Here is a 26,788-nt window from a genome sequence, read left to right as displayed (position 1 = left end):
GCGGTCCTCCGTGGGAACGAGGGGGCGAAGCGGTTTGCGGCCGCAAGTTTGGTTGAACCAAGCGGCATTCGTTACTGTATTCTTCTTGCCGCTTATTATTTTAATGGCTTGTTGTTAGAATGCCGGTAAGTTTCCAAGGCCTTCGCATAATGTCCAGCAATCTGTCGGTTCCTAAAGTTCGCAATCTTCTGCTGTTGCTGTCGGTTTTTATCTTAACCGCGTGCGACGTTTCCCAACTCAATAACCCTTATCCCGAGTCCGACCACGGTCAGGCTATCCTGTATTCGTCTTTTGCCGAGCGGCCCAAGCACTTGGACCCGGCGGTAGCCTATAGCAGTGACGAATACGGCTTTATTGGCCAGATTTACGAACCGCCGTTGCAATACCATTATTTGAAACGGCCGTATCAACTGGAACCTTTAACAGCTGCCAAAATGCCCGTAGTTCGCTACCTGGACGCACAAGGTAACGCATTGCCGGAAACCGCAGTCGACGCGGCGATTGCGTTTAGCGAATATCTGATAACCATTAAACCGGGCATTGCTTGCCAACCGCATCCGGCTTTCAGCCGAAGCGAATCCGGCGATTATTTGTATCACGCCCTGACTGACGAACAATTGTTGAGCATCAATACACTGGCGGACTTGCCGGTGCAGCAAAGCCGAACCTTAACGGCCGAAGATTATGTTTACCAGATCAAGCGGCTGGCCTATTCGAAAACGCAGTCGCCTATCGCTGAATTGATGGCCGGGTATATAGACGGCTTTGCCGAGTTTGCCCAAGCTACGGCGGCAATTCCGGTTCAAGAGCTGAAAAACCAATCCATGCGCGGCGTGCAAGCCTTGAGCGAGAATCAATACCGCATCCGCATCAAAGGCAAATATCCGCAATTTCAATATTGGCTGGCCATGCCGTTTTTCGCGCCGATGCCGTGGGAAGCCGATGCGTTTTATGCGCAGCCGGGTTTGAAAAACAAAAACATTACCCTGGACTGGTTTCCGGTCGGCACCGGGCCCTATTGGTTGCAGGAAAACAATCCCAATCGGCGCATGGTACTGGCGAAAAATCCGCATTACCACCCGGACTTTTATCCGAGTGAGGGCGACGCGGGCGACCGCGAAGCCGGTTGGTTGAACGACGCCGGCAAGCCGCTGCCGTTTGTCGACAAGGTGGTGTACACCTTGGAAAAAGAAACCATTCCGTACTGGGCCAAATTCTTACAAGGCTATTACGACGCCTCCGGCATTGCCTCGGATAGTTTCGACCAAGCCGTGCAGTTTTCAGGCAGCGGCGATCCGCAGTTGACCCCGATGATGCGGGACAAGCAGATTCAACTGCAAACCTCGGTGGCCACTTCGGTGTTTTACATGGGCTTTAATATGCTGGACCCCGTCATAGGCGGCGATAGCGAAGCAAACCGCAAACTGCGGCAAGCCATTTCCATTGCGGTGGATTATGAAGAATTTATCGCCATTTTCGCCAACGGCCGCGGCGTGGCCGCGCAAGGCGCGTTGCCGCCGGGCATCTTCGGCTATCAGGACGGCGAGGCCGGCATCAATCCGGTGGTTTACGACTGGCAAAACGGCAAACCGCAGCGTAAATCCATCGAAAAAGCCAAGCAATTGCTGGCGGAGGCCGGTTACCCGAACGGTATAGACCCGAAAACCGGCGAAGCCTTGCTGCTGTATTTTGATACCACGGCGACCGGCAGCGACGACAAGGCTTTGATGAACTGGTACCGCAAGCAATTCGAAAAGCTCGGCATTCAGCTGGTGATACGCGGCACCGATTACAACCGCTTTCAGGAAAAAATGCGCAGCGGCGCGGCGCAGATTTTCGTTTGGGGCTGGAATGCCGATTATCCCGACCCGGAAAACTTCTTCTTTCTGTTGTATGGGCCCAATTCCAAGGTCAAGCAGGGCGGCGAGAACGCCGGCAATTACGCCAACCCGGAATTCGACCGCCTGTTCGAGCAAATGCGCAACATGGACAACGGTCCGGAACGGCAAATCATCATCGACCGCATGCAAAGCATCTTGCGCCGGGACGCGCCTTGGCTGTTCGGCTATTTCCCCAAGGATTTCGCCTTGCTGCATAGCTGGTATAAAAACCTCAAGCCGGCTCGCATGATCAACAACCGCTTGAAATACAGCCGCATTGATACCGGCTTGCGCGAACAAAAACGCCGGGAATGGAATCATGCCGAGTTCTGGCCGTTGTTGGCGATTTTTGCCGCCTTGGGCTTGGCGATTTATCCGGCGGTTAAGGCTTATCGCCGCAGGCAATTCGAAACTTGATAAGGGTTGCCTTGGTGTTAAAGGACGTGTGTTATCGATTGACAAAACCGGCTGATAGCCATATTTTGGCTAATATTAGCCAAGCTGTAGGGGCATGCGATGCAAGTTAATATTTTGGAAGCCAAAAACAATTTGTCCAGTCTGGTGGTTGCCGCCGAGCGAGACGAAGAGGTGATTATCGCCCGTAACGGGGTACCGGTCGCCAAGCTCGTTAAATACAGCGCGCCCAAAGTTTCGCCGCCCGGTGCTTGGTTACAGCGGGTGGTGTATTCTACCGATTGGGATTCCGCCGAAACCAATGCCGAAATCGCCGATTTGTTCAATGGAACGGATGATGCGTCTGTTGCTTGATACCTGCATTGTTTACGATTGGTTGATGGGGCGGATCGAGCCCTTGTGGCTGGTCGAAAAAATTCAGCAAGAAGGCGCTTTCGTCAGCGCGGTTTCGATTTGGGAAATGGCGATTAAAAATGGACTGGGAAAATTGCCGTTGCCCACCCCGGCTTTCGCGGAAGACATACAGGCGCAGGGCTTTCAATGGCTGAACATGACGCCGTTTCATGCGCAAGCGATTCAACAATTAGCCCCGCACCACAAAGATCCGTTCGATCGTTTACTCATTGCGCAAGCGCGATGCGAAAGCTTGCGGATAGTAACCTACGACAAGGCGTTTCAAGTCTATACCGAGGATGTTTTGCTCATTGAAAAATAACGGCAGTTGCAATTTATGCTCAAGCGTCCACCGATAAGTTTTATTTAATATGATCACGTATATCATTCGCCGCTTTCTTTACGCCTTGCCGCTGTTGATGGCGGTCAATGTGCTGACTTTTGTGCTGTTTTTCGTGGTCAATAGTCCGGACGATATGGCCCGCATGCAGCTGGGGCAAAAGCACGTCACCGAACAAGCGATTCAAAACTGGAAGCATCAGCACGGTTACGATTTGCCGCTTTTGTGGAATGGCGGACAGGCGGGCGGCAAACAACTGACCGACACCATTTTCTATCAAAAATCGGTGAACCTGTTTTTGTTCGATTTCGGCATTTCCGACAGCGGCCGCAACATTGGTACCGACATTCGCCAGCGCATGTGGCCCAGTCTGGCACTGGCCTTGCCGTCCTTGATCGTCGGCTTGCTGGTGAATATCACGCTGGCGCTGTTGATGGTGCTGTTCCGCAATACTTATGTCGAACTGGGCAGCAGCGTGTTGTGCGTGATGCTGATGTCGGTATCGTCGTTGTTTTACATCATCGGCGGGCAGTTCCTGATCGGCAAACTGCTGAAGCTGGTGCCGATTTCCGGTTACGACAGCGGATTGGCGGCGCTCAAGTTTTTAATTCTGCCGGTGATTATCAGCGTGGTGGCCGGCATCGGTTCCGGCGCGCGCTGGTACCGGACGCTTTTTCTGGAAGAAGTGGAAAAAGATTACGTGCGTACCGCCCGCGCCAAAGGCCTTACCGAAACCCAGGTATTGTTCAAGCACGTGCTGAAAAACGCCATGATCCCAATTCTGACCGGTGTGGTGGTGGTATTGCCGTTGTTGTTTATGGGTAGTCTGATTATGGAATCGTTTTTCAGCATCCCCGGCCTGGGCAGTTACACCATCGATGCCATTAATCGGCAGGATTTCGCCATCGTCCGCTCCATGGTGTTTTTGGGCTCGGTGCTCTATATCGCCGGCCTGCTGCTGACCGATATTTCCTATACCCTGGTCGACCCGCGCGTGAGGTTAAGCTAATGATCGTGCTGTGGACAGACGCGTTGATTTATCTGTTGGTGGTAACCAGCGTGGTGTTTGCCTGGTATTTAGGCCGGCAACAGCACATGCGCAGGCCGTTAAAAAAAATCGCCGCCAGTCCGGTTGCAATGGCCTCTTTGACCTTGCTGCTATGTTTCGCGCTGATCGGTTTGGCCGATTCGATACATTTTAAAGACGGCGACAGTCGCGGTAACGAAGCCGTCAGCTTGCTGGACGTGGCTTGCGACACCATGCGCAAACACGGCGAGAAAACCTATTCCGCGCCGTTTGCAGTCCATGGCTATGCCAAGGAAACGCTAGCCCTAGACGACGGCTCCACCCGCTGGGATTATCCGCGCCTGCAATACGGCGGCGCGCATCTGGCCGATCCCGAAACGGAATGGGCGGGCGATGTTTTCGATAAAACGCTTAGCGGATTCAGCAGGGGTGCGGGCCTGATGCTGATGGTGTTATTGCTGGCTTGGGGCGACCAACACGAACGGCGCCGGGTTTTATGGCGCAGCGCCAGCAGCAAGGCCGTATGGGCCGCCTTGTTCTTGGTGGTGAGCGGCTGTTATACCTTGTTTTCCCTGTCGGCGTATTACCACGTGCTGGGTACCGATAAGGTCGGCGAGGACGTGTTTTATCAAACCCTGAAAAGCATACGCACCGGCCTGGTGATCGGTTCCCTGACCACCTTGGTCATGCTGCCGCTAGCCATCGTATTCGGTATCATGGCCGGGTTTTTCAAGGGCTGGGTCGACGATGTGATTCAATTCATCTACACCACGCTCAATTCCATTCCCAGTGTGTTATTGATAGCCGCTTCGATTCTGATGGTGCAGGTCTACATGACCAACCACCCGGAAAATTTCAACAATCTGCTGGTGCGCGCCGACATGCGCTTGCTGTTTCTATGCCTGATTTTGGGCGTGACCAGCTGGACCGGCCTATGTCGCTTGCTACGCGCCGAAACCCTAAAGCTGCGGGAAATGGAATACGTGTTGGCCGCGCAAGCCCTGGGTGTCAAACCGGCCATGATCCTGTTCCGCCACATCCTGCCCAACGTCATGCACATCGTGCTGATCAGTGTGGTGCTGGATTTCAGTTCACTGGTACTGGCCGAAGCGGTGCTGTCCTACATCAACATCGGCGTCGACCCCACCACACACAGCTGGGGCAACATGATCAACAGCGCCCGCCTGGAAATGGCCAGAGAGCCGGTGGTGTGGTGGTCGCTGACGGCGGCCTTCGTCTTCATGTTCGCGCTGGTGCTGGCGGCGAATTTGTTTGCCGATAGCGTCAGGGATGCGTTTGATCCGAGACGAGCTCAAGCAAGTTAAACGATGAATTGATTATGTCTAGATTAAAAAAACTTAGTATTAGCGGCTACAAGTCAATTCACAGCTTGAAAGGCCTTGAATTAAACGAAATAAATATTTTGTTAGGTGCTAATGGCGCAGGTAAAAGTAATTTTATTTCTGCATTTAAGTTCTTGGCCAACATATATGATAGAAATCTTAAAGCATATGTTCAAATGAACGGTGGCCCGGATTTATTATTATATTATGGGCGAAAAAAAACTACTCAAATGTCCTTGGCATTTCATTTTGGCCATAATAGCTACGAGTTTTCTCTGAGGCCCACTCTAGATAATAGACTTGTATTTGTTAGAGAAGAGCTTTGTTATGACGGTAGTGTGATTGCGCCTTACCCTTCATCAACAATCATCAACTCTGGCAATGATGAATCGTTGCTAAAAGAATCCAAGCATCATTATGCTCAGTACATTAAACCTGCTATAGAAAGTTGGCGCGTCTATCATTTTCATGACACTAGTGATACGGCATTAGTTAAGCAAATTCACTCAGTGTCAGATAACTTAAGACTCAAGCCGGATGCCTCAAATTTGGCGGCATTTTTAAATAGACTAAAACTTAAGTTTCCACAAAATTATTCTCTAATTATTAAAACAATACGGTTAGTTGCTCCATTCTTCGATGATTTTATTATTCGTGAAGGCGAAGAATCAATTCAACTGGAATGGAAAGAAATCGGCAACCCAGATACTCCTTTCAAAGGACATGTATTGTCAGATGGTACTTTGAGGTTTATTTGTCTTGCAACTTTGCTATTACAACCTAAGTTATTGATGGCCGACACCATCTTGATTGATGAGCCGGAGTTAGGTTTACATCCTTATGCTTTGGGTGTTTTAGCTGATTTGATAAAGCTTGCTTCGGAAAGTACTCAGTTAATCATCTCTACACAGTCGGTCGAGTTAATCAATTATTTCTCAGTCAACGATTTAATTGTGGTGGATCGAGTCAATAATGCATCTACTTTTCGACGGCTCGATGAATCCCAATTAACGGATTGGCTAATGGATTACAGCTTAGGAGATTTGTGGAAGCAAAACATTATTGGCGGGAGGCCAGCCTAATGATGCGCGTTTATGTTGTCTGCGAAGGGCCAACTGAAGAAACTTTTGTACGAAATGTTTTGGCACCAAAACTGGCTCATCAGCAGATTTTTTTGACTGGACGCGGTGTTACAACTTCACGAGGTCATAGAGGAGGGGCTTTAAATTATGATCGGGTAAAGCTGTTTATCCTTAATTGCCTGAAAGAAGAAAATGCTACTATTATCACCACTTTTTTTGATCTGTATGGACTGGAAAAACGCTTTCCTGGTTATGAGAAAAGTCAGGCGATAATCGATGTTTATCAAAGAACTCAGTTTCTCGAACAAGCGCTGAAAGATGATATTGCTCAATCAAATAATACATATTTAAATCGCTTTGTGCCTTACATTCAGCCTTATGAGTTTGAAGGGTTACTATTCTCAGACATTTCAAAATTAACGGATATTCATTCAGAATGGTCAAAAGCATTAATTAAGTTACAAGCTGATCGTAGCGACTTTGAAACACCTGAGCACATTAATAATAGCTATGAAACTAAACCTTCCGAACGCATCAAGAAGGCTTTGGAGTCAGTACAAATTTTTGCCAGCTCCAAAAAATCTTACCGTAAGACCTATCATGGCCCGCTGGCGATTCAAAACATCGGTATCGATAAATTATGTGCAGAGTGCAAACATTTTGCTGATTGGTATCAGCAATTAACCGATTTAGGAACTGCCTAGATGAAGCCCTTGTTATCAGTCGAACATTTATCGGTTAGCTTTAGCTTCCAAAATAAAGTCGTCGACGACATCAGCTTCGAAATCCGTTCCGGCGAAACCTTTGCTTTGGTCGGTGAATCCGGTTCCGGTAAATCCATTACCGCGTTGTCGGTGCTGCGGTTGTTGCCGAATAACGCGCAGATGCAGGCAGCAGGCATGGTTTTACAAGACCGGGATTTGCTGAAAATTCCGGAAATCGATTTTTGCAGGCTGCGCGGTCGCCGCATCGGTTTGATTTTCCAGGACCCGATGTCGTCGCTGAATCCGGTCATGACGATCGGCGAGCAGGTTGCCGAAGTATTGAATATCCATTTTCAACTAGCCAAGGACGAGGTCAGGCAACGGGTATTGGAACTGATCAAACAGGTGGAAATTCCGGAACCCGAGCGCCGCATCAACGAATATCCGCATCAATTGTCCGGCGGCCAACGGCAGCGGGTGATGATTGCGATTGCGCTGGCCGGCAAACCGGATTTGCTGATCGCGGATGAGCCGACCACGGCGCTGGATGTGACCATACAGGCGCAGATTCTGGACTTGCTGAAAAATCTGCAGCAGCAAACCGGCATGGCCTTGTGGCTGATCAGTCACGATTTGGCTCTGGTATCCAATATCGCCGATCGCATCGCGGTGATGCAAAAAGGCAAGATAGTCGAAACCGCCGCCACCGGCGAATTTTTTCGGCAAGCCAAGCACCCTTACAGTTTGAAATTACTGGCGGCTTTGCCGAAGATGGAAAGCTGCCTGGATCGAGTCGCCCAAAACAAGCCGCCGTTGTTGAAGGTGGAGGATTTCAAGGTCTATTACCCGATCCGCAAAGGCATTTTCAAACGCGTGGTAGGTCATGTCAAAGCCGTGGATGGGGTGGATTTTGAACTGCATGCCGGCACCACGCTGGCGCTGGTCGGAGAATCCGGCTGCGGTAAAACCAGCATGGGCAAGGGCTTGTTGAATCTGATTCCGGCCCATGCCGGGCGGGTGTTGTTTGATGACATCGATTTGACGCAATTGCAGGGCGAAGCCTTGCGGAAACAACGGGCGGCCATGCAGATCGTGTTTCAAGACCCGTTCGCGGCCATGAATCCCAGAATGCTGGTGGGCGACATTATCGCCGAAGGCTTGCGTGCATTGCGATCGGACATCACTCGTCCGCTGATGCAAAGCCGGGTGGCTGAATTGCTGCAGCAAGTGGATTTACCTGCTGATGCCGCCTTGCGTTATCCGCACGAATTTTCCGGCGGCCAGAGGCAGCGTATCTGTATTGCCCGGGCGCTGGCCGTGGAACCCAAACTGATTATTTGCGACGAGCCGACCAGCGCATTGGATGTTTCGGTACAGGCGCAAATCATCGCCTTGCTGAAAGAACTGCAAAAACAGCAAAGCCTGAGCTTTTTGCTGATCACCCACAATCTGGGCGTGGTGGCGGAAATGGCCGACGAAGTGGCGGTGATGTACCGGGGTAAAATCGTCGAACAAGGACTGGTCGAACAGGTTTTAACCCAGCCCCGGCATGCTTACACCAAAACCTTGCTGGCGGCCGTGCCAAAACTGCAGTCCACGCGGAAGCATTAACTCATTCTATATCGATATGTACTTCGTTGCGGCGTAATGCCGGGATCGTCCAGGGCGGATCGTAAGCCACCGAGCGCGCGGGCGATAGGGCTTTATAAGCATGCCGGTTCAGCCAGGCACTTAATTCGTCTGCCATCGTGCTGATTTTTTCCTCGCTCAAACTGCCGGAATACCGCAGCACGGCGACCTTTTTGGCGGGTAGTTGTTTGATTTCCACCAGAGGATCCAGCGGTTCGGGCAGGGTGGATAACGTGTATTCCGGCGGCATCACGAACGCCATGCGCCAATGTCCGGCGGATTTTTGCTGTAACACCGGAGCGGTCATGGCTATTTTTTCGCCTTGCTGTTCCCGGTAAACCGGCGTGGTCATGGCCATTTTTTGCTGTTGGCGATTGTTACCGAAAATATAGCCGGCCAGACGGTTAAACCCTACCGAACCGCTGTTGGCGTAATCGGCGTCTACGTGGGTTTCCGCGATCAGTAAAGGCCGATAGGCGCGGATTTCAATGTCGCCGTCTTGCAAAATCAACGTGTACGCGGCTTCCGCGCTGTTGCGTATACCAAGTATGGAGCACCCCGCTAAAAACAGGCTTGCCAATAGTTGCATTAACGTTTTTATCATTTGCAAGTCCGGGAATAATGGCGACAAATCGCCCTCGGCTTCCAGTATGCCGCGAAATATTTTTTTTGCGGTAGATTGCTGACGTGCTCCAGTTGATCTTTCAGGATTAAGCCTATGAATCTTTATCAACTCTATCGCCGGCAGGCATTAACGCTGACACGTCAGGAAGCCTGGGATTTCTTTTCCTCGCCGCATTACCTGAACCAGATCACCCCGGACTTTTTTAACGTTGAAATTACCTCGAAGGTTCCGGCAAAAATTTACACCGGCCTGATGATAGCTTACCGGATGAGAGCCGTGTTCGGCAGGGCTATGCCCTGGTTGTCGGAAATCAGCCACTGCGACGAGCCGCACCGGTTTGTCTATCAACAAGCGGTCGGCCCGTTCAAGTTTTGGAGTCACGAAGTGTGCCTGACCGAACAGCAGGGGCATATTGTCATGGAAGACATTGTGTTTTATGCCATGCCGTTCGGCTGGTTCGGGCGGATCATGCACAGTTTGCTGATTCGTAAAAAACTGCAACGGATTTTCGACACCCGGCAAGCTTATTTGCATGCCAAATGGGGCGTGGGCGTGTAAATTAGGGCTTTTGGTTCAAGCCGGTTTATCCCAATGCCTATTTTCATCATCTTCTGTATCGTGTTGACGACGCTGGTGCAAACCCAGAGTCTCTATTTGCCTTTCCTTAACGATGAGCCGGTATGGATGGCCGGAGCCGGTCTGGCCGGGCTGTTTTTGTTGGGCGGTTGCTTGAAAAAACTGTCAAGCAGCGTCTGGCAGGACGGTTTCTGCTGTAGCGTTTTATGGGCCTGGTACGGTTACTGGGAGCCCTTGTTCAGCAAAGGTTCGCCGATGTTTCATGTGTTCCCCATCTACTATGCTTTGCTTTGCGGCTGGATGCTGCTGGCCTTCATCAATAAAGCGCCCCGCTTCGACCGCGAATCGCGGGAGGCTTTGCGTTATCTGCAGCAATATCTGTCGCGTTTTGATACCTGCGCGTTGGCCGTGGCTGTGCTGATCGGGCTGGCGATGCCGGACCATTACCTACTGTATCCCATTGTGATGACGCTGTTCATCGTGCGGAGTACGTTTCAACGCTGTCTGGAAATTATCGACAGCCAGTAGAATCAGATTAATCAGTCTATGCAAACGCCCGCCAAGATCGCATGGAAACTGTTTTACAGGCGGCTATCTGTGTGATAATGCGCGGCTTTAACCAGTTGTGGATCGTGTGGGGATAAAAATGGACGAGAACAAGAAAAAGGCGCTGGGCGCCGCATTGATGCAGATTGAGAAACAGTTCGGCAAAGGCTCGGTCATGCGGATGGGCGATGTCGCCGCCTCCCGCGATATTGAGGTTGTGTCTACCGGTTCATTGTCTTTGGATATTGCCTTGGGCGTGGGCGGTTTACCGCGCGGCCGGGTGATTGAAATTTACGGGCCGGAGTCCTCCGGCAAAACCACTTTGACCTTGCAAACCATAGCCCAAATGCAAAAACTGGGCGGCACGGCGGCGTTTGTCGATGCCGAGCACGCGTTGGACCCGGTTTATGCGGAAAAAATCGGCGTCAATATCGACGATTTGCTGGTATCGCAACCGGATACCGGCGAACAGGCCCTGGAAATCACCGACATGCTGGTACGTTCCGGCGCGGTCGATATCGTGGTAGTCGACTCGGTGGCGGCATTAACGCCGAAAGCCGAAATCGAAGGCGACATGGGCGACTCGCACATGGGGCTGCAAGCCCGTTTGATGTCGCAAGCCTTACGTAAACTGACCGCGAATATCAAGCGCTCAAATACGCTGGTGATTTTTATCAACCAATTGCGGATGAAAATCGGCGTGATGTTCGGCAACCCGGAAACCACCACCGGCGGTAACGCCTTGAAATTTTATGCGTCGGTTCGGCTGGATATCCGCCGTATCGGCGCCATCAAGAAAGGCGACGAGGTGATCGGCAACGAAACCCGGGTCAAAGTGGTCAAAAACAAAGTCGCACCGCCGTTCAAGCAGGCCGATTTCGAGATTCTGTACGGCGAAGGCGTGTCCTTCTTCGGCGAACTGGTCGACCTGGGCGTGGAATTCGGCTTCGTACAAAAGTCTGGTTCCTGGTACAGCTACAACAACGACAAAATCGGCCAAGGCAAGGACAATGCCAAGCAGTTTTTGAAGGACAACCCGGACAAAGCCGCAGAGCTGGAAAAAGCCATACGCGAAAAAGCCTTTGCCAAATTAGCGACATTGCCGCCAGTTGCGCCCGATGCGGAAGCAGACGTCGAGTTCGTCGACGGCGACTGAGCGCCGGCAACAAATCGAAGCGACTTGTCTGCGTTTATTAGCCAGACGCGAACATAGCCGAAAGGAATTACTGGATAAGCTGGCGCTGCGCGGTTTTCAGCGCGATGAGGTGGAACTTGTCATTGCCGATATGGCCGAACAAAACTGGCAAAACGACGAACGTTATGCCGAATGTTACGTGCGTCAGCGCATCGCCGGCGGCTACGGTCCGGTGCGTATTCGTTACGAACTGCAGCAGCGCGGTATAGAACATGCCGATTTGGATGCGCTGGCTGAACAGCAAGGCGACTGGCAAAATCTGCTGATGGACGTGTACTGCAACAAATATGGCGAGGAAACAGCTTTAACGCAAAACGAATGGCTAAAACGCAGCCGTTTTTTGCAGCAACGCGGCTTTAGCGGCGAGATGATCAAACGCTTGTTTGCGGAATTGAAGATTAAATTGCGTAGGCTGGGTTGAGCTACGTGAAGTCCGGCATCAATTGACTTATCGCTGGGTTTCGCTTCGCTCAACCCAGCCTACATGTGTTTAAAGAATAAAAACAACCGAAGTAACCACCATGAAAAAAATGACCAGCGCCGAATTGCGGGCCGCCTTTTTGGAGTTTTTCCGTCAACACGGCCATGCCGTGCGTCCTTCCAGCTCTTTGGTTCCGGGTAACGATCCGACCTTGCTGTTTACTAATGCCGGGATGGTGCAGTTTAAAGACGTATTTTTGGGCCGGGAAAAAACCGATTTTACCCGCGCGGCCACCAGCCAACGCTGCGTGCGGGCCGGCGGCAAGCATAACGATCTGGAAAATGTCGGTTATACCGCCCGACATCATACGTTCTTCGAAATGCTGGGTAATTTCAGCTTCGGCGATTATTTCAAAAAAGAGGCCATTCATTACGCCTGGGACTTTTTGACCAAGGAGCTCGGCATTCCGGCGGAACGCCTATGGGTGACGGTGTTTAACGAGGATTCGGAAGCTGAAGCCATCTGGCTGGAAGATGTCAAAATCGACCCGAACCGGTTTTCCCGCATCGGCGCCAAGGACAATTTCTGGTCCATGGGCGACGTCGGCCCTTGCGGCCCCTGCACCGAGATTTTCTACGACCACGGCGAACACGTGGCCGGCGGCCCTCCAGGCAGCCCGGATGAAGACGGCGACCGTTATATCGAAGTCTGGAATCTGGTATTCATGCAATACGACCGCGACAAGGACGGCAACCTGACGCCGCTGCCGGCGCCCTCCGTGGATACCGGCATGGGGCTGGAACGGATTGCCGCCGTGTTGCAAGGCGTGCATAGCAACTACGAAATCGATTTATTCCAAAATCTGCTGAAAGTGGCCGCCAAACTGGCCGGCACCAGCGATTTAAACAACAGCTCGTTGCGGGTGATTGCCGACCATATCCGCTCCTGCGCCTTCATGGTGGCCGACGGCGTATTGCCGTCCAACGAAGGCCGCGGCTACGTGCTGCGCCGCATCATTCGCCGGGCCATCCGCCACGGTTACCGTTTGGGCATCCGGGAAGTGTTCTTCTACCAATTGGTGGCGCCTTTGGTGGCCGAGATGGGCGAGGCCTATCCAGAGCTGGCCAAGGCCCGGGAACAAGTCGAACGGGTGCTGAAAAAAGAAGAAGAACGCTTCGCCGAAACCCTGGAACAAGGCATGAAAATTCTGGAGGCCTGCGTCGCCAAACTGGACAGCCATGTCATCCCCGGCGACGTGGTGTTTCAGTTGTACGATACCTACGGCTTTCCGGTCGATTTGACCGCCGATTTCGCCCGCGAACACAATCTCAGCGTCGACCACCACGGTTTCGAAGTGGAAATGAGCGCCCAGCGCGACCGCGCCCGCGCCGGCGGCAGCTTCGCGGCCGATTACGATCAGGACATCAAACACGACAGCGATACCGAGTTTACCGGCTATTACACCTTGAACGGTTCGGTGGAAATCATCGGCCTGTATAAAAAAGGCCAACCGGTGGAAAGCCTGGAAGCCGGCGACGAAGGCGTGGTGATTTTGGATCAAACCCCGTTTTATGCCGAGTCCGGCGGCCAGGTCGGCGATACCGGTCTGATCGAATGCGGCGGCGCGGTATTCGAAGTGCACGATACCCAAAAACAGGGCGGCAAGCTGTTCCTGCACAAGGGTAAAGTGCTGCAAGGCACGCTAACCAGCGGCCAGGCCTGCGAAGTCAGCGTCGACGCGGAAACCCGCAAAGCCACCGAACGCAACCACTCCGCCACCCACTTGTTGCACGCGGCCTTGCGCACCACGCTGGGCGAACATGTGGCGCAGAAAGGTTCGCAGGTTAATGCCGAGCGCTTGCGTTTCGACTTCTCGCATTTCGAGCCGATGACGGCGGCGGAAATCGCCATTATCGAAGACATGGTCAACCAGCAAATTCGTTTGAACAACCCGGTGGCGGCGGAAGTGATGGCCAAAGACGAGGCCATGAAAGCCGGGGCGATGGCCTTGTTCGGCGAAAAATACGGCGACGAAGTGCGGATATTGAAAATCGGCGAATTTTCCACGGAACTGTGCGGCGGCACCCACGTGGATAGAGCCGGCGACATCGGCTTGTTCAAAATCATCGGCGAAACCGGCGTGGCCGCGGGCGTGCGCCGCTTGGAAGCCGTGACGGGAAAAGCAGCTTTGGAATGGATTGAACAGCGCGAAAACGCCCTGCAAAACATTGCCAGTCTGCTGAAAACCTCGCCGGATAAGGCCGCCGACAAAGTCCAGCAACTGGTGGAAAAAAACCGCACGCTGGAAAAAGAGCTGGAAAAACTGCAAGCTAAGCTGGCCAGTTCGGCCGGCGACGAAATGACCGGTCAGGCCGTCGACGTCAACGGCGTCAAAGTGTTGGCCGTGAAGCTGGATGATGTCGACCCCAAAGCTCTGCGAGATTTGGCCGATCAACTCAAAAACAAACTCGGCACGGCGGCTCTGGTGCTGGCGGTGGTCAGCGGCGATAAAGTCAGCCTGATCGCCAGCGTTTCCAAGGACACCATGGATAGGGTCAAGGCCGGCGAACTGGTCAATTTTGTTGCCACTCAAGTCGGCGGTAAAGGCGGCGGTCGGCCGGATATGGCTCAGGCTGGCGGCAACGATCCAACCAATCTGGCCGCAGCGTTAAAAGCGGTGCCGGAGTGGGTGAGGGAGCGGCTAGCCGGTTAGTGTTTTGAGCGGTGGATTAAGATGCCTTACGTATCCATGTTTTTTGGAATTATTATTCGGATGTTTCATAACGACCACAATCCACCGCATTTTCATGCTGAATATCAAGGTCAACGCGGTGGATGGAAATATGATCAAAGGCAACATAAGCTCTAAAACCGCCAAAAAACTGATTCAGGAATGGGCGTTACTGCATCAGGAAGAGCTGATGCAGAACTGGTAAAAAGCCAATCAAGGTAAACAGATTGATAGAATCGAACCTCTCAATTGACGGAGAATAATCATGCAGTACATGCCCGTTGTTGTTGATGCCGAATATTTAAGCGATTACAAAATTAAACTGACTTTCGATAATGGCGAAAAACGAATTGCTGATTGTTGGAAATGGCTGAATGGCGAAGTTTTCGAGCCATTGAAAGATAAACAGTATTTTCAGAAGTTTTTTGTCGATGGCTGGAGCATATCCTGGCCGAATGGAGCGGATATTGCGCCGGAGACTTTGTATGAAGAGGGTGAGGTTGTTTGAGTTAATTTGTCGCTGACGCGACGGGTGATTTATATGTCGGTTCGCGGACCGACAACCGCGATACTTTCTTTTGCGTCGCCAAAAGAAAGTATCCAAAGAAAAGGCGACCCGGATGCCGCTTACTCCCAGCGCTCCTCGCTTTTGACGGGGGTTGCCGAAAGGGGCTTTCTGCCCCTTCGTCAACGCGATGCATCCCTGCATCGCCCCTGTCGGGCGAATCCCGCCAAAAGCTCCGGTGCTCGGCGCGGCAAACGGGATGAAAACCCTCCTAAATGTAGGTTTGGTTAGCAATAGCGTAACCCAACATTTCGGAGCGGCAATCTGCGACAGCTGATTTTTGTTGGCTAGGCTAAATGAAATGAAACCCAGCTTTGATGTTTATTGCTGGGTTTCGAGTTGCTCTACCCAGCCTACGGCCCTCGGCGCGGCATACGGGACAAAACCCTCCCCTATGTAGATTGAATTAGCGATAGGGTAAAGCAATATTTTGTAAGATAAATCATTACAGTTTGTTAGTTGGAGAATATTGTTTGCTTAATTATTCTTTTTATCCATTCAATAAGGCATTGGAAGATATTGATGGAAGCGACTTGTCTCTTTTGAGAAAAATATCCGAAGGCTGGTATATTGATTATAAGGTTCAAGGTTTAAAAATTGTTGATTACGGAAAACATTTGTGCGCTTTCGCTAATCAATATGGTGGATGGTTAATAATTGGAGTAAGTGAGAAGAATGATGGATCTCGATCTGCAGATGAATTTCTGGGTGTAGAAAAAAGTAATGTAGAAAAAATTACATTAGAAATAAGAGAGGCTGCGTCTTCTCATGTAAACCCGGAAATCTTATATGAAGAAAAGGTCATTGATGGTCCCCTAGAAGAAATAGGTCTAGTTGAAGGGAAGTCGATTATTGTCATCGGTATTCCAAGGAGTTTCAATACGCCCCACATTCATTCATCTGGAAGAATCTATCGTCGTTTAGCTGATCAGTCAAAACCAAAAGAAGAAACAGACAGATATATTCTTGATGAACTGTGGAAAAGGGGTAATGAACATCGTGAGAAAACGATTAAAAGATTGACTCAGATTCCTGAGTTACCAAAAAGCCAATCCAGTCAACCATGGGTGCATATTTACTTTAAGCCAAGCGAATGGCAACTATCGCCGGAAAAAAAGTTAAGCTTTGATGAATTTGTTCGAATCGTTACAAATTCAGATAACAGTGTTGTTGGTGTACATGCGCCAATGACAGCTGTTCACAGTGCGGTGAATGGTTTTGTTGCTAGACAGATTGCGAATAATGACCCTAGTCTAGCGACTTTAACATTTCGATGGTGGCACGATGGAGTTGTGCGCTTTGATGTACCGTTAAATTTATATGATTTTTCTGGATTTCAAGAAACTCATGAAAAAAATATATATGCAAAACAATTTTGTCGCATTGCATATGAAAGGCGCTATGAAAATATGAATATAGTTGATTATTCGATTTTTCCTCAAGTTTTGGCCGCGTTAACCAATTGTTATCTTCATATGCTTAAGGCTATTGGGGATAATCGTGATGTCTACTCATGTTTTACATTGATAAATATATTTCACACTTCGCCCTATGTGGATTCAAAAGGATTTATTGAGAGAATTGAATCATATTCTCTACCATTAACAATGGATTGTGAAATAGTTTTTCCAAAAGAACCCACTGAAGATAGTATGTTAATTCATCAGGCAGCTTTGCGAGACGCGGATTGCTCAGATCGAGAAACATATCAATCTGTTCCATATGTATTTTGTGGTTCAATAATCTATAATATTTTTACTTGTGTGGGGCTTGTTTCAGACATAAATGTTTTTGAAGATACAGAGATGTTGGGTTTTAGTAAAGTCAATAATCTGACGTAAAGTTTAAATAGTTAAGTTTGTTAGATGAGTCTCTTAGCGAAACAGCGAACCATATTTTGTAATGGTTGGTTTTCTTACAAATTTCGGGATGGTTTTCCCCCGTATGCCGCGCCGAGCACCGGAGCTTTTGGCGGGATTAGCCCGATAGGGGCGATGCAGGGATGCATCGCGTTGACGAAGGGGCAGGAAGCCCCTTTCGTCAACCCCCGTTGAAAGCGAGGAGCGCAGGGAATAAGCGGCGTCCGGGTGTCTTTTCTTTTGGGTACTTTTCTTTGGACAAGCAAAGAAAAGTACCCCGCTTGCCGGTGCGGGAACCGGCGTTAAAATAATCCGTCGCGATAGCGACACATTTATTAAAGCCTAAGAGCCGAGAAGGTCTAAAAGAGCATGGCATTGTACATCTATAAATTCGGCGGTACCTCCGTCGGCACGGTCGAACGCATTAAAGCGGTGGCCGAGAAAGTCAAAAAAGCCCGCGACGCGGGCGATCGGATCGTGGTGGTGGTGTCGGCGATGAGCGGGGAAACCAATCGCCTGGTGGCGCTGGCCAAGGAAATGCAAATGCAGCCGACCGATCGCGAGCTGGATGTGCTGCTATCCACCGGCGAGCAGGTCACCATCGCCTTGTTGGCTATGGCCTTGCACAATTTGGGTTGCGAGGCGCGTTCTTATACCGGCGCGCAGGTGCGCATTCTGACCGACAGCGCCCATACCAAAGCCCGGATACGCGAGATCGACGAAGCTAAGATGCGTGCCGATCTGGATGCCGGCCGGGTGGTGGTTGTCGCCGGTTTTCAAGGCGTGGACGAGCACGGCAATATCACGACCTTGGGCCGCGGCGGCTCGGATACCACCGGCGTGGCGCTGGCGGCGGCTTTAAAGGCCGACGAATGCCATATCTATACGGATGTCGACGGCGTGTATACCACCGACCCGCGCGTGGTGCCCAAAGCCCGCCGCCTGGATCGCATCACCTTCGAGGAAATGCTGGAAATGGCCAGCCTGGGTTCCAAGGTATTGCAAATCCGCTCGGTCGAGTTCGCCGGCAAATACAACGTCAAATTGCGCGTATTGTCTTCGTTTATGGAAGGCAACGGCACCCTTATTACCTACGAGGAATCAGAAATGGAAAGAGCGTTAATTTCAGGCATCGCGTTTAACCGGGACGAAGCCAAGCTGACTTTGACCGGCGTGCCTGATCTGCCGGGCGTGGCGTCGAAAATTCTGGGGCCGGTCGCCGCCGAAAATATCGAAGTGGATATGATCGTGCAGAACATTTCCGCCCACGGCACTACCGACTTTACCTTTACCGTCAACCGCAACGATTTTGCCCGCGCCAAAAACGTGCTGGAAGGTTTGCGTAACGAATTGGGCGGCAATACCACGGTGATCGGCGACAACAGCATTGTCAAGGTCTCCATCGTCGGTGTCGGCATGCGCTCGCATGCCGGTATCGCCAGTACCATGTTCAAAACCCTGGCCGATGAAGGCATCAATATTCAGATGATTTCCACCTCCGAGATCAAAATTTCCGTGGTGGTGGACGAAAAATATCTTGAACTGGCCGTGCGCGCCTTGCATAAAGCCTTTGGCCTGGACCGGGAATAAGCCTGTCTGCGCGCTGAGGAATAAGTTCTCGTAAGTCGGGTTACGGCTGTGCCTAACCCGGCGCTTGACTTGAAGCGGTTATTGCCCTAGTTTGATTTCGCTTTTATAAAAATTGCCGTCAATAACAATAACAAATTCGCCATGACCATAAAGCAACCCTCATCGACGCCGCACCCCTTGTTTTTTTCGCCTTGTTTGCAGCGCTTGCCTGCCGCCGCAAAGGGTAACCGGTCATGAGCCTGCGGGTGGGGATAGTCGGGTTGGGCAGGATAGGCGGCGGGGTGCTGCGGAACAACTTCGCCCAGGCGCCGGGCGGGAAATACGATATCCGGGTGGTGTGCGACGTGATGCCCATCGATCATGTCGCCTATCTGATCGCTCACGACAGCACCTACGGGCGGCCGCCGTTTACGGTGGATTACGAGGGTAGCGATCTGATTTTGGGCGGCAACAGAGTGCGTTACCAACGCGTCGATCGCCGCCGCAGTCCGCCCGAGAGCGACAGTTTTGCCCCGCTCAGGGAATTCGATTTGGACGTATTGTTCGACGCCACCGGCACCGCGTCGATTGCCGACTTTCGGGCCCTGATTCGGCAAAAAGTCGCCAAAAAAATTCTGTGCACCTGGAATGTAACGGGGGGCGACATCAGCGTCGTGTTCGGGGTTAACCATCAGAGTTACGATCCGGCCTTGCACGATGTGATTTCCGCCAGCACCTGCACCGGCAATGCGATGGTGCCTTTGTGCTACATTCTCGACAAACATTTCGGCGTCGATTACGCTCGTATCATTACTATCCATCCGGCGCTATCCGACCAAAAAGTCCTGGACGGCTATCATCCTTCCTCGCAATTGGGCCGCGCCTGCGCGGTGTCGATTGTGCCGACGCCGACCAATGTCGGCAAATCCACCGCGCTGGTGCTGCCGGAATTGGACGGCAAGCTGGATTCCTTGTCCTATCGGGTGCCGACCGCTATTGTGTCGGTGATCGATTTTACCGCCAATCTGTCGCGAGATACTGAGCTGGAGGAAGTGTCGGAATTATTCAACAGCTATGCCAACGGTACGCTGGCGGGTATTCTGCATTGCGAATACGGCGCTTGGGGCCACCAGAAAGCCAGTATCGATTATCAGGAAACGCCTTACTCGGCCATCGTGTTGATGGAACATTTGACCCTTAGCAACCGGCGCCAGCTCGGCGTGGCGCTAATGCACGATAACGAACATGCTTATTGCCGCCGGGTATTGGATGTTTTGGGCGTGCTGGAAAGCCGCCGGGGGTAATGCGGCGGTATGGCTTTCGACATCGACGGGCGATTGCTATTGCAGCCGGCGCAGTAAATCTTGGCCGTTAAGCAGGGCCTGTTTGGCGATAAACAGTTGCCATGCCAGCGGTTTGCCGGTTTGCCCGGCATTGAATGCAGCGATGTAGTCGCTCCGAACCGTCCGATGGGCGGCGATATTGAGTACGGGATAGTCTTCGCCCAAGAAAATCAGATTCATCAGCAGGCGCGCGCAGAGGCCGTTATTGTTTTGAAAAGGCTGCAGCGATAACAGCCGGAAATGCGCTTCGGCGGCGAACAGCAGCGGGTGCAGAAATGGGCCTTCCAGGTTCAGCCAATGCAGGTGTTCCTCCAGCAGTTGCGGTATTTGGTCGGCCGGCGGCGCCATTTGATCGTTGATCAGCTTGGCCGGCTGGTTGCGGTAAGCACCGCCGGTTTGATGTTGCAGGCCGCGGGATAGCATGATATGCAGTTTTTGCAGCGCGCCGGTCGACAGCAAATTTTGTTCGGCGGCTTGTTCGCGGACGAATTGCATGGCTTGATAATGGTTCAATACCGTCAGATTTTCCGCCATCGGTTTGCCGGGCAGCATCAGGCCGTTTCTGATCACCATGTCGGTTTCCGGTAAAGTCAGGCTGCCGCCTTCCAAGGCAGTGCTGTCATGGGTGTAGGCAATGTCCAGATTTTGCTGTAAAACCCGGTCGATTTCGGGCGCTTGCAATTGCAGTTCCGCCTTAAGCAGGTCGATTTCGGCAAGCAACAAATCCAGACTATCGGTAATGGCCATCGGCAAGTCTCCTAAAGCGGCGTTAACCCGGCGGCGTCACGCCGCGCAGTTCGTAAAATTCCCGTACAAATTCGTCGAAGCGCTGCTCGGCTATCGCATCGCGGATGCCTTGCATCAGTTCCAGATAATAATGCAGGTTGTGGATGGTGTTGAGGCGCGAGCCCAGCATTTCCTTGCATTTGTCCAGATGCTTCAAATACGAGCGCGAATAGTTGCGGCAGGTGTAGCAACCGCAAGTTTCGTCCAGCGGCCGGGTATCGAACTGGTATTGGTTGTTGCGAATTTTGATGACGCCGTAACGGGTGAACAAATGGCCGTTGCGGGCGTTACGGGTCGGCATCACGCAGTCGAACATGTCCACGCCGCGGCGCACGGCTTCCACTAAATCTTCCGGGGTGCCTACGCCCATTAAATAACGGGGCTTGTCGCCCGGCATGTCCGGCATGATGGCGTCCAGCGTGGCCAGCATTTCATGCTTGGGCTCGCCGACCGACAGGCCGCCTATGGCGTAACCGTCGAAGCCGATGTTAGTCAGGCCGTTAACCGACTCGCGGCGCAGTTCCGGATACATGCCGCCTTGCACGATGCCGAATAGCGCCGAAGGGTTGCCTTCGTGAGCGCGTTTACTGCGTTCCGCCCAGCGTAGCGACAGCCGCATCGAGTCGGCGGCTTGCTGGTAGGTGGCCGGGTAGGGCGTGCATTCGTCGAAAATCATCACGATGTCGGAGCCCAAGTCGCGCTGTACCTGCATGGATTCTTCCGGGCCCATGAAAATCTTGCTGCCGTTGATCGGCGATTTAAAGGTCACGCCTTGTTCGCTGATCTTGCGCAGGGCGCCCAGGCTGAAAACTTGAAAGCCGCCGGAATCCGTCAGAATGGGTTTTTGCCAGCGCATGAAATCGTGCAGGTCGCCATGGGCCTTCATGACCTCCATGCCGGGGCGCAGCATTAAATGAAAGGTGTTGCCGAGGATGATTTGCGCGCCCAGTCCCAGTAGATCTTCCGGCGTCAGCGATTTGACCGCGCCATAGGTGCCGACCGGCATGAAAATAGGGGTTTCCACCACGCCGCGGTTGAAGGCCAGTTGGCCGCGGCGGGCCTGGCCGTCGGTGGTTTTGAGAGTGAATTCCATAGCTTATAAAACATAAAAGCCCGGTGTTATCCGGACGGGGCGAGAGTCGGGCCAGCGGCGTTTAGATGTCCATCAACAGCATGGGAACGCCGTAGGTCAGCACAAAATAACTGAAGGCGAAAATGACGCTGACGCTGGTGCGGTAGTTGAAAAATTGTCTGAAAATATAGCTGACGATGGCGATATACCACACCACCAAAATTGTCGCGGCGGCAATATTGATTTCCTCGCGCGTTTCGATGTGTTGCATCGTCATCCATAAATCCAGCATCTCCGCGCCCACCGCCAAGGTCATGATGAAGTTTTCGCAAACGAAAATGGAGGTGTATAGCTGGTTGAAGTAATGCCATTTTTTTTCGAATAACAGCAGGACGGCTATGGAGCTGAAGGCCATGATAAACCGGCCCAGCACTTCCAGTGTGCCGTCGGCCGGGTCTGAAATCAGGCCTTCGACGATGCAGCCGGAGATAATATAAAACGACACGTTTTTCCACATGAAGGATCCGGGCGGGACCAAATCGGCCGGGTTATTTAGAAACCAACAGCTGGAAAGATACTTCAGCAATAACTTCATAATGTCAGGGTTGCGCCGCGGAGCGAAGAGGTAATTGAAAAATTAGCCGCGCATTATAACCGCCGGGACGAAAAGAAAAACCGCTGTTGTAAAGGAGTGGGGGATAATCGGCGGGATTAAACGCCCGGCATGGCATGCGCGGGGATATGGGTCTTACGGGGGAAAAGAGATAAACGAGATCTCCCGCCTGCGCCGTCTCATGCTTTCGTCCTTGAACCGGAGGTTCAAGTGGAAACCAAATCCAGTCAATCAGGCTTCCTGAATAAACAGGCATGCGCACCATGAATGGCAAAAAGTTTCCGGGGTAAAAACAGGTTCAGGAAACACCCAGCATTGCTCGAACGCTGCAGGAGATAGGCTTGCTATTTTAAACAGGTTTAGGAATTTTCTAAAACCTTTTCTATTTTTTGGCGTAAATCGATTATGCGGTCACAAAAATCGCTATCGCCGGATGCGCTTTTGCCGGTAACCGCATCGTGGGCTAGGTTCAATGCGGCCAATACCGCAATCCGGTCGGCCCCGGCGACCTTGCCGGTGTCGCGGATTTTGCGCATTTGCCTGTCCAATTCCTGCGCGGTCAGGATCAAGCCGGCCTGTTCCTCCTTGGCGCAGGCGATTTTGTATTCCTTGCCGAGAATATTCAGCGATACCGCTTGCATGGTTTTGCTCATGAATCGTGTTCCATTGCTTTCAGGCGGGCAATCATGGCTTCGACGCGGGCCTTGGCCAGCGTGGTTTTTTCCAACAGTTTGGCTTTTTCTTTCACCAAGGCGTCTTGTTTGACTTTTAGCGATTTGTTTTCGCTTTTCATCAGATTGAATTGCGCAATCAGCGTATCCAGTTTCGCTTCCAGCGATGCCAATTCCGTATAAGGGTCTTTTTCCGATTGAGACATAGTAAAGTGTTGGCCGATACGACATTAAAATCATTCAAAATGGCGAACAATGTTAGCATAAGTGCCAGTTTTAAACAGCTTTAACACAGTAGGAAAGTCAGGAAAAATCATGTATCAGGCCGTCAATGCAGTTTTGGAAAAATACGATGCCGACATGGGGGCCGCCGAAGCCCATGGCATGGCGGTAGGGATGTTATGCGTCGAGTTGAAGTCTGATGCGGCCAATTGGTTGCATGAGTTGATTACCGATCAAAACGGTTTGTTCGATGAAGATAAAACCCTGTTGGCGGATTTATTCGAGCGCAGCCGGGCATTGCTCGATCCGGAAAACGGAGAATTCAATTTCGATTTACTGCTGCCGGATGAGGAAGAGGCGCTAAGCGAGCAGGTGGAAGCCCTGCGAGTATGGTGCCTGGGATTTTTATTCGGCGTCGGATACGCGCATACCGATGCGGATTGGCCCGGCGATAGCGCCGAAGTGATGCGGGATTTGATCGAGCTGACCAAAATCGATAGCGATGTGGCGGGTGAAGAGGATGAAGCCGCGCTGATGGAAATTCACGAATACGTTCGCGCTGCGGTATTGATCGTGCGTGATCAGTTTGCCGAATACAAAAATACAAACATGCATTGATAGGGATGCCCGAATGAAACAAGCCGAGTTTAAAAAACGCCGCGCCGCGCTGATGAAACAGATCGGCAAGGGCAATATCGCCATTATTGCCAGCGCCCCGCACCAAACCCGCAACCGCGACGTGCATTACCCTTACCGGCAGGATAGCGATTTTTATTATTTGACCGGCTTCAACGAAGCCGAATCGTTGGCGGTGTTCATTCCGGGCCGCGAACAGGGCGAATATGTGCTGTTCTGCCGCGAATTCGACCAGACCAAGGCGTTGTGGGAAGGCGCGCATGCCGGCTTGGAAGGCGCTACCAAGCATTACGAGGCCGACGACTCGTTTCCGATCGACGATCTGGACGATATCTTGCCGGGCATGCTGGAGAACAAAGGCAAAGTTTTTTACCCAATGGGCAAGGATAGCGAACTGGATCACAAGCTGCTGGACTGGATCAATAACATCCGCAAACAATCGCGCAGCGGCGTGACGGCGCCGGGGGAATTGGTGTCGCTGGAGCATGTGTTGCATGAAATGCGGCTGTTTAAAAGTCCGGAAGAACTCAAATTAATGCGCCGCGCCGCCGACGTGTCCGCCCGCGCCCATGTGCGGGCCATGCAAGCCTGTAAACCGGGTCTGTACGAATATCAAGTCGAAGCCGAACTGATACACGAATTCATTCAGGACGGCTTGCGGGCGGTGGCTTATCCGTCCATCGTCGCCGGCGGCAAGAACGCTTGCGTGCTGCATTACATCGAAAATAAAGACAAGCTGCAAAAAGGCGATTTGCTGTTGATTGACGCCGGCGTGGAATGCGACCATTACGCCGCCGACATCACCCGCACCTTTCCGGTATCCGGCAAATTCAGCGAGCCGCAAAGGCTGCTGTACCAATTGGTGTTGGATGCCCAGGCCGCCGCGCTGGAACGGATTCGGCCAGGCATTGCCTGGAATAAAGCTCATGAAGCCTCGGTGGATGTGCTCACCAAAGGTTTGGTGGAATTGGGCTTGTTGAAGGGACGGGTCAAAAAACTCATTAAGGACGAGAAATACAAACAGTTTTATATGCATCGCATCGGCCACTGGTTGGGCATGGATGTGCACGATGTGGGGGATTATAAAATCAAGGACGACTGGCGCTTGCTGGAGCCTGGCATGGTATTGACCGTGGAGCCGGGGCTGTATGTGCCGGCCGATTGCGACAGCGTGGACAAGCAATGGCGCGGTATTGGGATTCGCATCGAGGATGATGTGCTGGTGACCAAGGACGGCCATGAAATCCTTACCCATGGCGTGCCGAAAAGTATCGCGGCTATCGAAGCCTTGATGCAGGGTGGCTAAATGCAGCATCACTACGACCTGATAATCGTTGGCGCCGGTCTGGCCGGTAATTGTCTGGCGCTGGCGTTAAAAAACAGCGGCCTTAGTCTTGCCGTCGTCGAGGCCGCCAGCCGCCGGCAATTAAGGGATTCGCCGGCCGGCGACCGGGCCTTGGCCCTAGCGGCCGGCACCGTGCAATTATTGGATGCCTTGGGGGCCTGGGAAGGCGTGGCCGAGAAAGCCACGGCCATCAAAAATATTCATATCTCCGATCGCGGTCATTTCGGCAAAACCCGTTTGTCGGCCGCGGAGCAGGGCGTGGATGCATTGGGTTACGTGATTGCCGCCAGGGATATAGAAGAACATCTGGCCAATCTGGTTGAACAAATAGCGGTGACCTGCTTATACGAAACCCGGGTGGCGGGCGTGATGTCGGGCCGCGATGCGGTGAATGTCAGTCTTAAGCAGCACAACCAGTCGCTGAATCTAAGCGCGCAATTGTTGGTTGGCGCCGATGGCGGCCAGTCGACGGTGCGCAAATTATTGGACATTCCGCAGCAAGTTACCGAATACGGCCAAACGGCACTGGTTACCACGGTGCGCGCCGGCTTGCCGCATTTAAATACCGCGTACGAGCGGTTTACCGAGCAGGGCCCATTGGCCTTGCTGCCGGTTGCCGGCAGGCAATTGTCGGTGGTCTGGACGCGCGGGCACGAGCAGGCTGAAGCGTTGATGGCGGGCGGCGAGGCCGAGTTTATGGCGGAATTGCAGGCCTGTTTCGGTTATCGCTTGGGTGAATTGAAACTGGCGGCGCCGCGGCGGGCTTTTCCTCTCAGCCTGATTCGGGCCGGGACTATGGTGTCCGGACGGGCCGTGATCGTCGGCAATGCCGTGCATCAATTGCATCCGGTGGCCGGGCAGGGTTTTAATCTGGGTATGCGCGATGTGGTCGAACTGGCGGAAAGGCTGCTCAACCAGCGGCAAAATCAAGGCGATATCGGCTCGGCGGAATTATTGAGCGCTTACGCCCGGCAACGTGTGGCCGATCATGGTAAAACCATAAGCTTTACCGATAACGTAGTGCGGATCTTTTCCAACGATTGGCTGCCGGTTGCTGCGTTGCGCAATACCGGGCTGGCATTTTTGGACCATTTGCCGCTCGCCAAAAAACTGTTGGCCAGACACGCCATGGGGTTGGCAAAGCCCCTGCCCAGGCTTGAGAACAACTGAATTAGCCGGCTTTTTTCGCACTCCGGTCACC

At 52.2% G+C, this 26,788-nt stretch carries 26 protein-coding genes, 1 other RNA gene and 1 pseudogene; 21 read left to right on the top strand and 7 right to left on the bottom strand.

The genetic code is table 11. The features are described 5' to 3' along the window. The first annotated feature begins 149 nt into the window (after positions 1-149). From NP596_RS05055 to NP596_RS05020, 8 genes are all read left to right on the top strand, one after another. Positions 150-2,297, top strand: coding sequence for an ABC transporter substrate-binding protein (locus NP596_RS05055; RefSeq protein WP_256614178.1), 2,148 nt, complete (start codon positions 150-152; stop codon positions 2,295-2,297). 99 nt (positions 2,298-2,396) lie between these two features. Continuing rightward, entirely contained in the window at positions 2,397-2,648 is a 252-nt protein-coding gene (locus NP596_RS05050; RefSeq protein ID WP_256614177.1) for a type II toxin-antitoxin system Phd/YefM family antitoxin, read from the top strand. Next, on the top strand, positions 2,632-3,009 hold the full coding sequence (locus tag NP596_RS05045; RefSeq protein WP_256614176.1) for a type II toxin-antitoxin system VapC family toxin: 378 nt from the start codon (positions 2,632-2,634) through the stop codon (positions 3,007-3,009). The genes NP596_RS05050 and NP596_RS05045 overlap by 17 nt, the downstream gene beginning before the upstream one ends. A 49-nt stretch (positions 3,010-3,058) precedes the next feature. Next, entirely contained in the window at positions 3,059-4,036 is a 978-nt protein-coding gene (locus NP596_RS05040; protein ID WP_256614175.1) for an ABC transporter permease, read from the top strand. Continuing rightward, positions 4,036-5,379, top strand: coding sequence for an ABC transporter permease (locus NP596_RS05035; RefSeq protein WP_256614174.1), 1,344 nt, complete (start codon positions 4,036-4,038; stop codon positions 5,377-5,379). The genes NP596_RS05040 and NP596_RS05035 overlap by 1 nt, the downstream gene beginning before the upstream one ends. Before the next feature lie 14 nt (positions 5,380-5,393). Continuing rightward, positions 5,394-6,479 (top strand): AAA family ATPase, encoded by a 1,086-nt coding sequence (locus NP596_RS05030; RefSeq protein ID WP_256614173.1) that lies wholly within the window; start codon positions 5,394-5,396, stop codon positions 6,477-6,479. Further along, a complete protein-coding gene (locus NP596_RS05025) occupies positions 6,443-7,183 on the top strand; it encodes a DUF4276 family protein (RefSeq protein WP_256614172.1) in 741 nt (246 codons plus the stop codon). Before NP596_RS05030 ends, NP596_RS05025 begins: the two co-directional genes overlap by 37 nt. Further along, on the top strand, positions 7,184-8,794 hold the full coding sequence (locus NP596_RS05020) for an ABC transporter ATP-binding protein (protein ID WP_256614171.1): 1,611 nt from the start codon (positions 7,184-7,186) through the stop codon (positions 8,792-8,794). 1 nt (position 8,795) lies between these two features. Here the strand turns inward: NP596_RS05020 and NP596_RS05015 are convergent, their stop codons facing one another. Continuing rightward, the gene (locus NP596_RS05015) at positions 8,796-9,416 is read right to left on the bottom strand and encodes an SOUL family heme-binding protein (protein WP_256614170.1); all 621 of its coding nucleotides are present in this window, start codon (positions 9,414-9,416) and stop codon (positions 8,796-8,798) included. Positions 9,417-9,530: 114 nt separating this feature from the next. On the opposite strand from NP596_RS05015, the gene NP596_RS05010 reads away from it, so the two are divergent. The 10 genes and pseudogenes from NP596_RS05010 (at position 9,531) to NP596_RS04965 (ending at position 20,203) form a co-directional block, all read left to right on the top strand. Then, on the top strand, positions 9,531-9,995 hold the full coding sequence (locus NP596_RS05010; protein WP_256614169.1) for an SRPBCC family protein: 465 nt from the start codon (positions 9,531-9,533) through the stop codon (positions 9,993-9,995). 33 nt (positions 9,996-10,028) lie between these two features. Further along, on the top strand, positions 10,029-10,541 hold the full coding sequence (locus NP596_RS05005) for a hypothetical protein (protein WP_256614168.1): 513 nt from the start codon (positions 10,029-10,031) through the stop codon (positions 10,539-10,541). A 118-nt stretch (positions 10,542-10,659) separates the two neighbouring features. Beyond that, on the top strand, positions 10,660-11,715 hold the full coding sequence (gene recA, locus NP596_RS05000) for a recombinase RecA (RefSeq protein ID WP_256614167.1): 1,056 nt from the start codon (positions 10,660-10,662) through the stop codon (positions 11,713-11,715). Next, complete coding sequence (locus NP596_RS04995) at positions 11,678-12,175, top strand: regulatory protein RecX (RefSeq protein ID WP_256614165.1); 498 nt, start codon at positions 11,678-11,680, stop codon at positions 12,173-12,175. Before recA ends, NP596_RS04995 begins: the two co-directional genes overlap by 38 nt. Positions 12,176-12,275: 100 nt before the next feature. Further along, on the top strand, positions 12,276-14,888 hold the full coding sequence (gene alaS, locus NP596_RS04990; protein ID WP_256614164.1) for an alanine--tRNA ligase: 2,613 nt from the start codon (positions 12,276-12,278) through the stop codon (positions 14,886-14,888). A gap of 21 nt (positions 14,889-14,909) precedes the next feature. Then, positions 14,910-15,111: pseudogene (locus tag NP596_RS04985) on the top strand (DUF4160 domain-containing protein). 60 nt (positions 15,112-15,171) lie between these two features. Beyond that, entirely contained in the window at positions 15,172-15,414 is a 243-nt protein-coding gene (locus NP596_RS04980) for a DUF2442 domain-containing protein (protein WP_256614163.1), read from the top strand. A gap of 530 nt (positions 15,415-15,944) precedes the next feature. Continuing rightward, complete coding sequence (locus NP596_RS04975; protein WP_256614161.1) at positions 15,945-17,312, top strand: AlbA family DNA-binding domain-containing protein; 1,368 nt, start codon at positions 15,945-15,947, stop codon at positions 17,310-17,312. Between the two features lie 387 nt (positions 17,313-17,699). Continuing rightward, entirely contained in the window at positions 17,700-18,920 is a 1,221-nt protein-coding gene (locus NP596_RS04970; RefSeq protein WP_256614160.1) for an aspartate kinase, read from the top strand. A 233-nt stretch (positions 18,921-19,153) separates the two neighbouring features. Then, the gene (locus NP596_RS04965; protein WP_256614159.1) at positions 19,154-20,203 is read left to right on the top strand and encodes a type I glyceraldehyde-3-phosphate dehydrogenase; all 1,050 of its coding nucleotides are present in this window, start codon (positions 19,154-19,156) and stop codon (positions 20,201-20,203) included. 36 nt (positions 20,204-20,239) lie between these two features. Here NP596_RS04965 and NP596_RS04960 read toward each other — a convergent pair whose 3' ends face one another. From NP596_RS04960 to NP596_RS04935, 6 genes are all read right to left on the bottom strand, one after another. Further along, positions 20,240-20,989, bottom strand: a complete 750-nt coding sequence (locus NP596_RS04960) for a Fic family protein (protein WP_256614158.1) — start codon at positions 20,987-20,989, stop codon at positions 20,240-20,242. A 22-nt stretch (positions 20,990-21,011) separates the two neighbouring features. Beyond that, a complete protein-coding gene (tgt, locus tag NP596_RS04955; RefSeq protein WP_256614157.1) occupies positions 21,012-22,121 on the bottom strand; it encodes a tRNA guanosine(34) transglycosylase Tgt in 1,110 nt (369 codons plus the stop codon). A gap of 61 nt (positions 22,122-22,182) precedes the next feature. After that, positions 22,183-22,617 (bottom strand): hypothetical protein, encoded by a 435-nt coding sequence (locus NP596_RS04950; RefSeq protein WP_256614156.1) that lies wholly within the window; start codon positions 22,615-22,617, stop codon positions 22,183-22,185. Positions 22,618-22,871: 254 nt separating this feature from the next. Beyond that, positions 22,872-23,051, bottom strand: a non-coding RNA gene (ssrS, locus tag NP596_RS04945) — 6S RNA. Between the two features lie 21 nt (positions 23,052-23,072). After that, positions 23,073-23,366, bottom strand: a complete 294-nt coding sequence (locus NP596_RS04940) for a cell division protein ZapA (RefSeq protein ID WP_256614154.1) — start codon at positions 23,364-23,366, stop codon at positions 23,073-23,075. Next, positions 23,363-23,590 carry a TIGR02449 family protein gene (locus NP596_RS04935; RefSeq protein WP_256614153.1) on the bottom strand — a complete coding sequence of 76 codons (228 nt, stop codon included), beginning with the start codon at positions 23,588-23,590 and terminating at the stop codon, positions 23,363-23,365. Before NP596_RS04935 ends, NP596_RS04940 begins: the two co-directional genes overlap by 4 nt. A gap of 109 nt (positions 23,591-23,699) precedes the next feature. Here NP596_RS04935 and NP596_RS04930 point away from each other — a divergent pair, with 109 nt between their 5' ends. From NP596_RS04930 to ubiH, 3 genes are read left to right on the top strand one after another with little or no spacing between them, the layout of a single operon-like run. Further along, positions 23,700-24,224 carry a UPF0149 family protein gene (locus NP596_RS04930; RefSeq protein WP_256614152.1) on the top strand — a complete coding sequence of 175 codons (525 nt, stop codon included), beginning with the start codon at positions 23,700-23,702 and terminating at the stop codon, positions 24,222-24,224. A gap of 13 nt (positions 24,225-24,237) precedes the next feature. After that, positions 24,238-25,548: a Xaa-Pro aminopeptidase gene (pepP, locus tag NP596_RS04925; RefSeq protein ID WP_256614151.1), complete on the top strand. Its 1,311-nt coding sequence runs from the start codon at positions 24,238-24,240 to the stop codon at positions 25,546-25,548. Then, positions 25,549-26,757 carry a 2-octaprenyl-6-methoxyphenyl hydroxylase gene (ubiH, locus tag NP596_RS04920; RefSeq protein WP_256614150.1) on the top strand — a complete coding sequence of 403 codons (1,209 nt, stop codon included), beginning with the start codon at positions 25,549-25,551 and terminating at the stop codon, positions 26,755-26,757. Positions 26,758-26,788 lie beyond the last annotated feature (31 nt).

The organism is Methylomonas rivi (genome assembly GCF_024505165.1).
Taxonomy (GTDB): domain Bacteria; phylum Pseudomonadota; class Gammaproteobacteria; order Methylococcales; family Methylomonadaceae; genus Methylomonas; species Methylomonas rivi.
This window is presented reverse-complemented; position numbering and strand designations above follow the sequence as displayed.

Bases quoted from the DNA above. Each gene is read 5' to 3' on its own strand.
- NP596_RS05055 (WP_256614178.1), top strand. From the start codon at position 150: ATGTCCAGCAATCTGTCGGTTCCTAAAGTTCGCAATCTTCTGCTGTTG.
- NP596_RS05050 (WP_256614177.1), top strand. From the start codon at position 2,397: ATGCAAGTTAATATTTTGGAAGCCAAAAACAATTTGTCCAGTCTGGTG.
- NP596_RS05045 (WP_256614176.1), top strand. From the start codon at position 2,632: ATGCGTCTGTTGCTTGATACCTGCATTGTTTACGATTGGTTGATGGGG.
- NP596_RS05040 (WP_256614175.1), top strand. From the start codon at position 3,059: ATGATCACGTATATCATTCGCCGCTTTCTTTACGCCTTGCCGCTGTTG.
- NP596_RS05035 (WP_256614174.1), top strand. From the start codon at position 4,036: ATGATCGTGCTGTGGACAGACGCGTTGATTTATCTGTTGGTGGTAACC.
- NP596_RS05030 (WP_256614173.1), top strand. From the start codon at position 5,394: ATGTCTAGATTAAAAAAACTTAGTATTAGCGGCTACAAGTCAATTCAC.
- NP596_RS05020 (WP_256614171.1), top strand. From the start codon at position 7,184: ATGAAGCCCTTGTTATCAGTCGAACATTTATCGGTTAGCTTTAGCTTC.
- NP596_RS05015 (WP_256614170.1), bottom strand. From the start codon at position 9,416: ATGATAAAAACGTTAATGCAACTATTGGCAAGCCTGTTTTTAGCGGGG.
- NP596_RS05010 (WP_256614169.1), top strand. From the start codon at position 9,531: ATGAATCTTTATCAACTCTATCGCCGGCAGGCATTAACGCTGACACGT.
- NP596_RS05005 (WP_256614168.1), top strand. From the start codon at position 10,029: ATGCCTATTTTCATCATCTTCTGTATCGTGTTGACGACGCTGGTGCAA.
- recA (WP_256614167.1), top strand. From the start codon at position 10,660: ATGGACGAGAACAAGAAAAAGGCGCTGGGCGCCGCATTGATGCAGATT.
- NP596_RS04995 (WP_256614165.1), top strand. From the start codon at position 11,678: ATGCGGAAGCAGACGTCGAGTTCGTCGACGGCGACTGAGCGCCGGCAA.
- alaS (WP_256614164.1), top strand. From the start codon at position 12,276: ATGAAAAAAATGACCAGCGCCGAATTGCGGGCCGCCTTTTTGGAGTTT.
- NP596_RS04980 (WP_256614163.1), top strand. From the start codon at position 15,172: ATGCAGTACATGCCCGTTGTTGTTGATGCCGAATATTTAAGCGATTAC.
- NP596_RS04970 (WP_256614160.1), top strand. From the start codon at position 17,700: ATGGCATTGTACATCTATAAATTCGGCGGTACCTCCGTCGGCACGGTC.
- NP596_RS04965 (WP_256614159.1), top strand. From the start codon at position 19,154: ATGAGCCTGCGGGTGGGGATAGTCGGGTTGGGCAGGATAGGCGGCGGG.
- NP596_RS04960 (WP_256614158.1), bottom strand. From the start codon at position 20,989: ATGGCCATTACCGATAGTCTGGATTTGTTGCTTGCCGAAATCGACCTG.
- tgt (WP_256614157.1), bottom strand. From the start codon at position 22,121: ATGGAATTCACTCTCAAAACCACCGACGGCCAGGCCCGCCGCGGCCAA.
- NP596_RS04950 (WP_256614156.1), bottom strand. From the start codon at position 22,617: ATGTGGAAAAACGTGTCGTTTTATATTATCTCCGGCTGCATCGTCGAA.
- NP596_RS04940 (WP_256614154.1), bottom strand. From the start codon at position 23,366: ATGAGCAAAACCATGCAAGCGGTATCGCTGAATATTCTCGGCAAGGAA.
- NP596_RS04935 (WP_256614153.1), bottom strand. From the start codon at position 23,590: ATGTCTCAATCGGAAAAAGACCCTTATACGGAATTGGCATCGCTGGAA.
- NP596_RS04930 (WP_256614152.1), top strand. From the start codon at position 23,700: ATGTATCAGGCCGTCAATGCAGTTTTGGAAAAATACGATGCCGACATG.
- pepP (WP_256614151.1), top strand. From the start codon at position 24,238: ATGAAACAAGCCGAGTTTAAAAAACGCCGCGCCGCGCTGATGAAACAG.
- ubiH (WP_256614150.1), top strand. From the start codon at position 25,549: ATGCAGCATCACTACGACCTGATAATCGTTGGCGCCGGTCTGGCCGGT.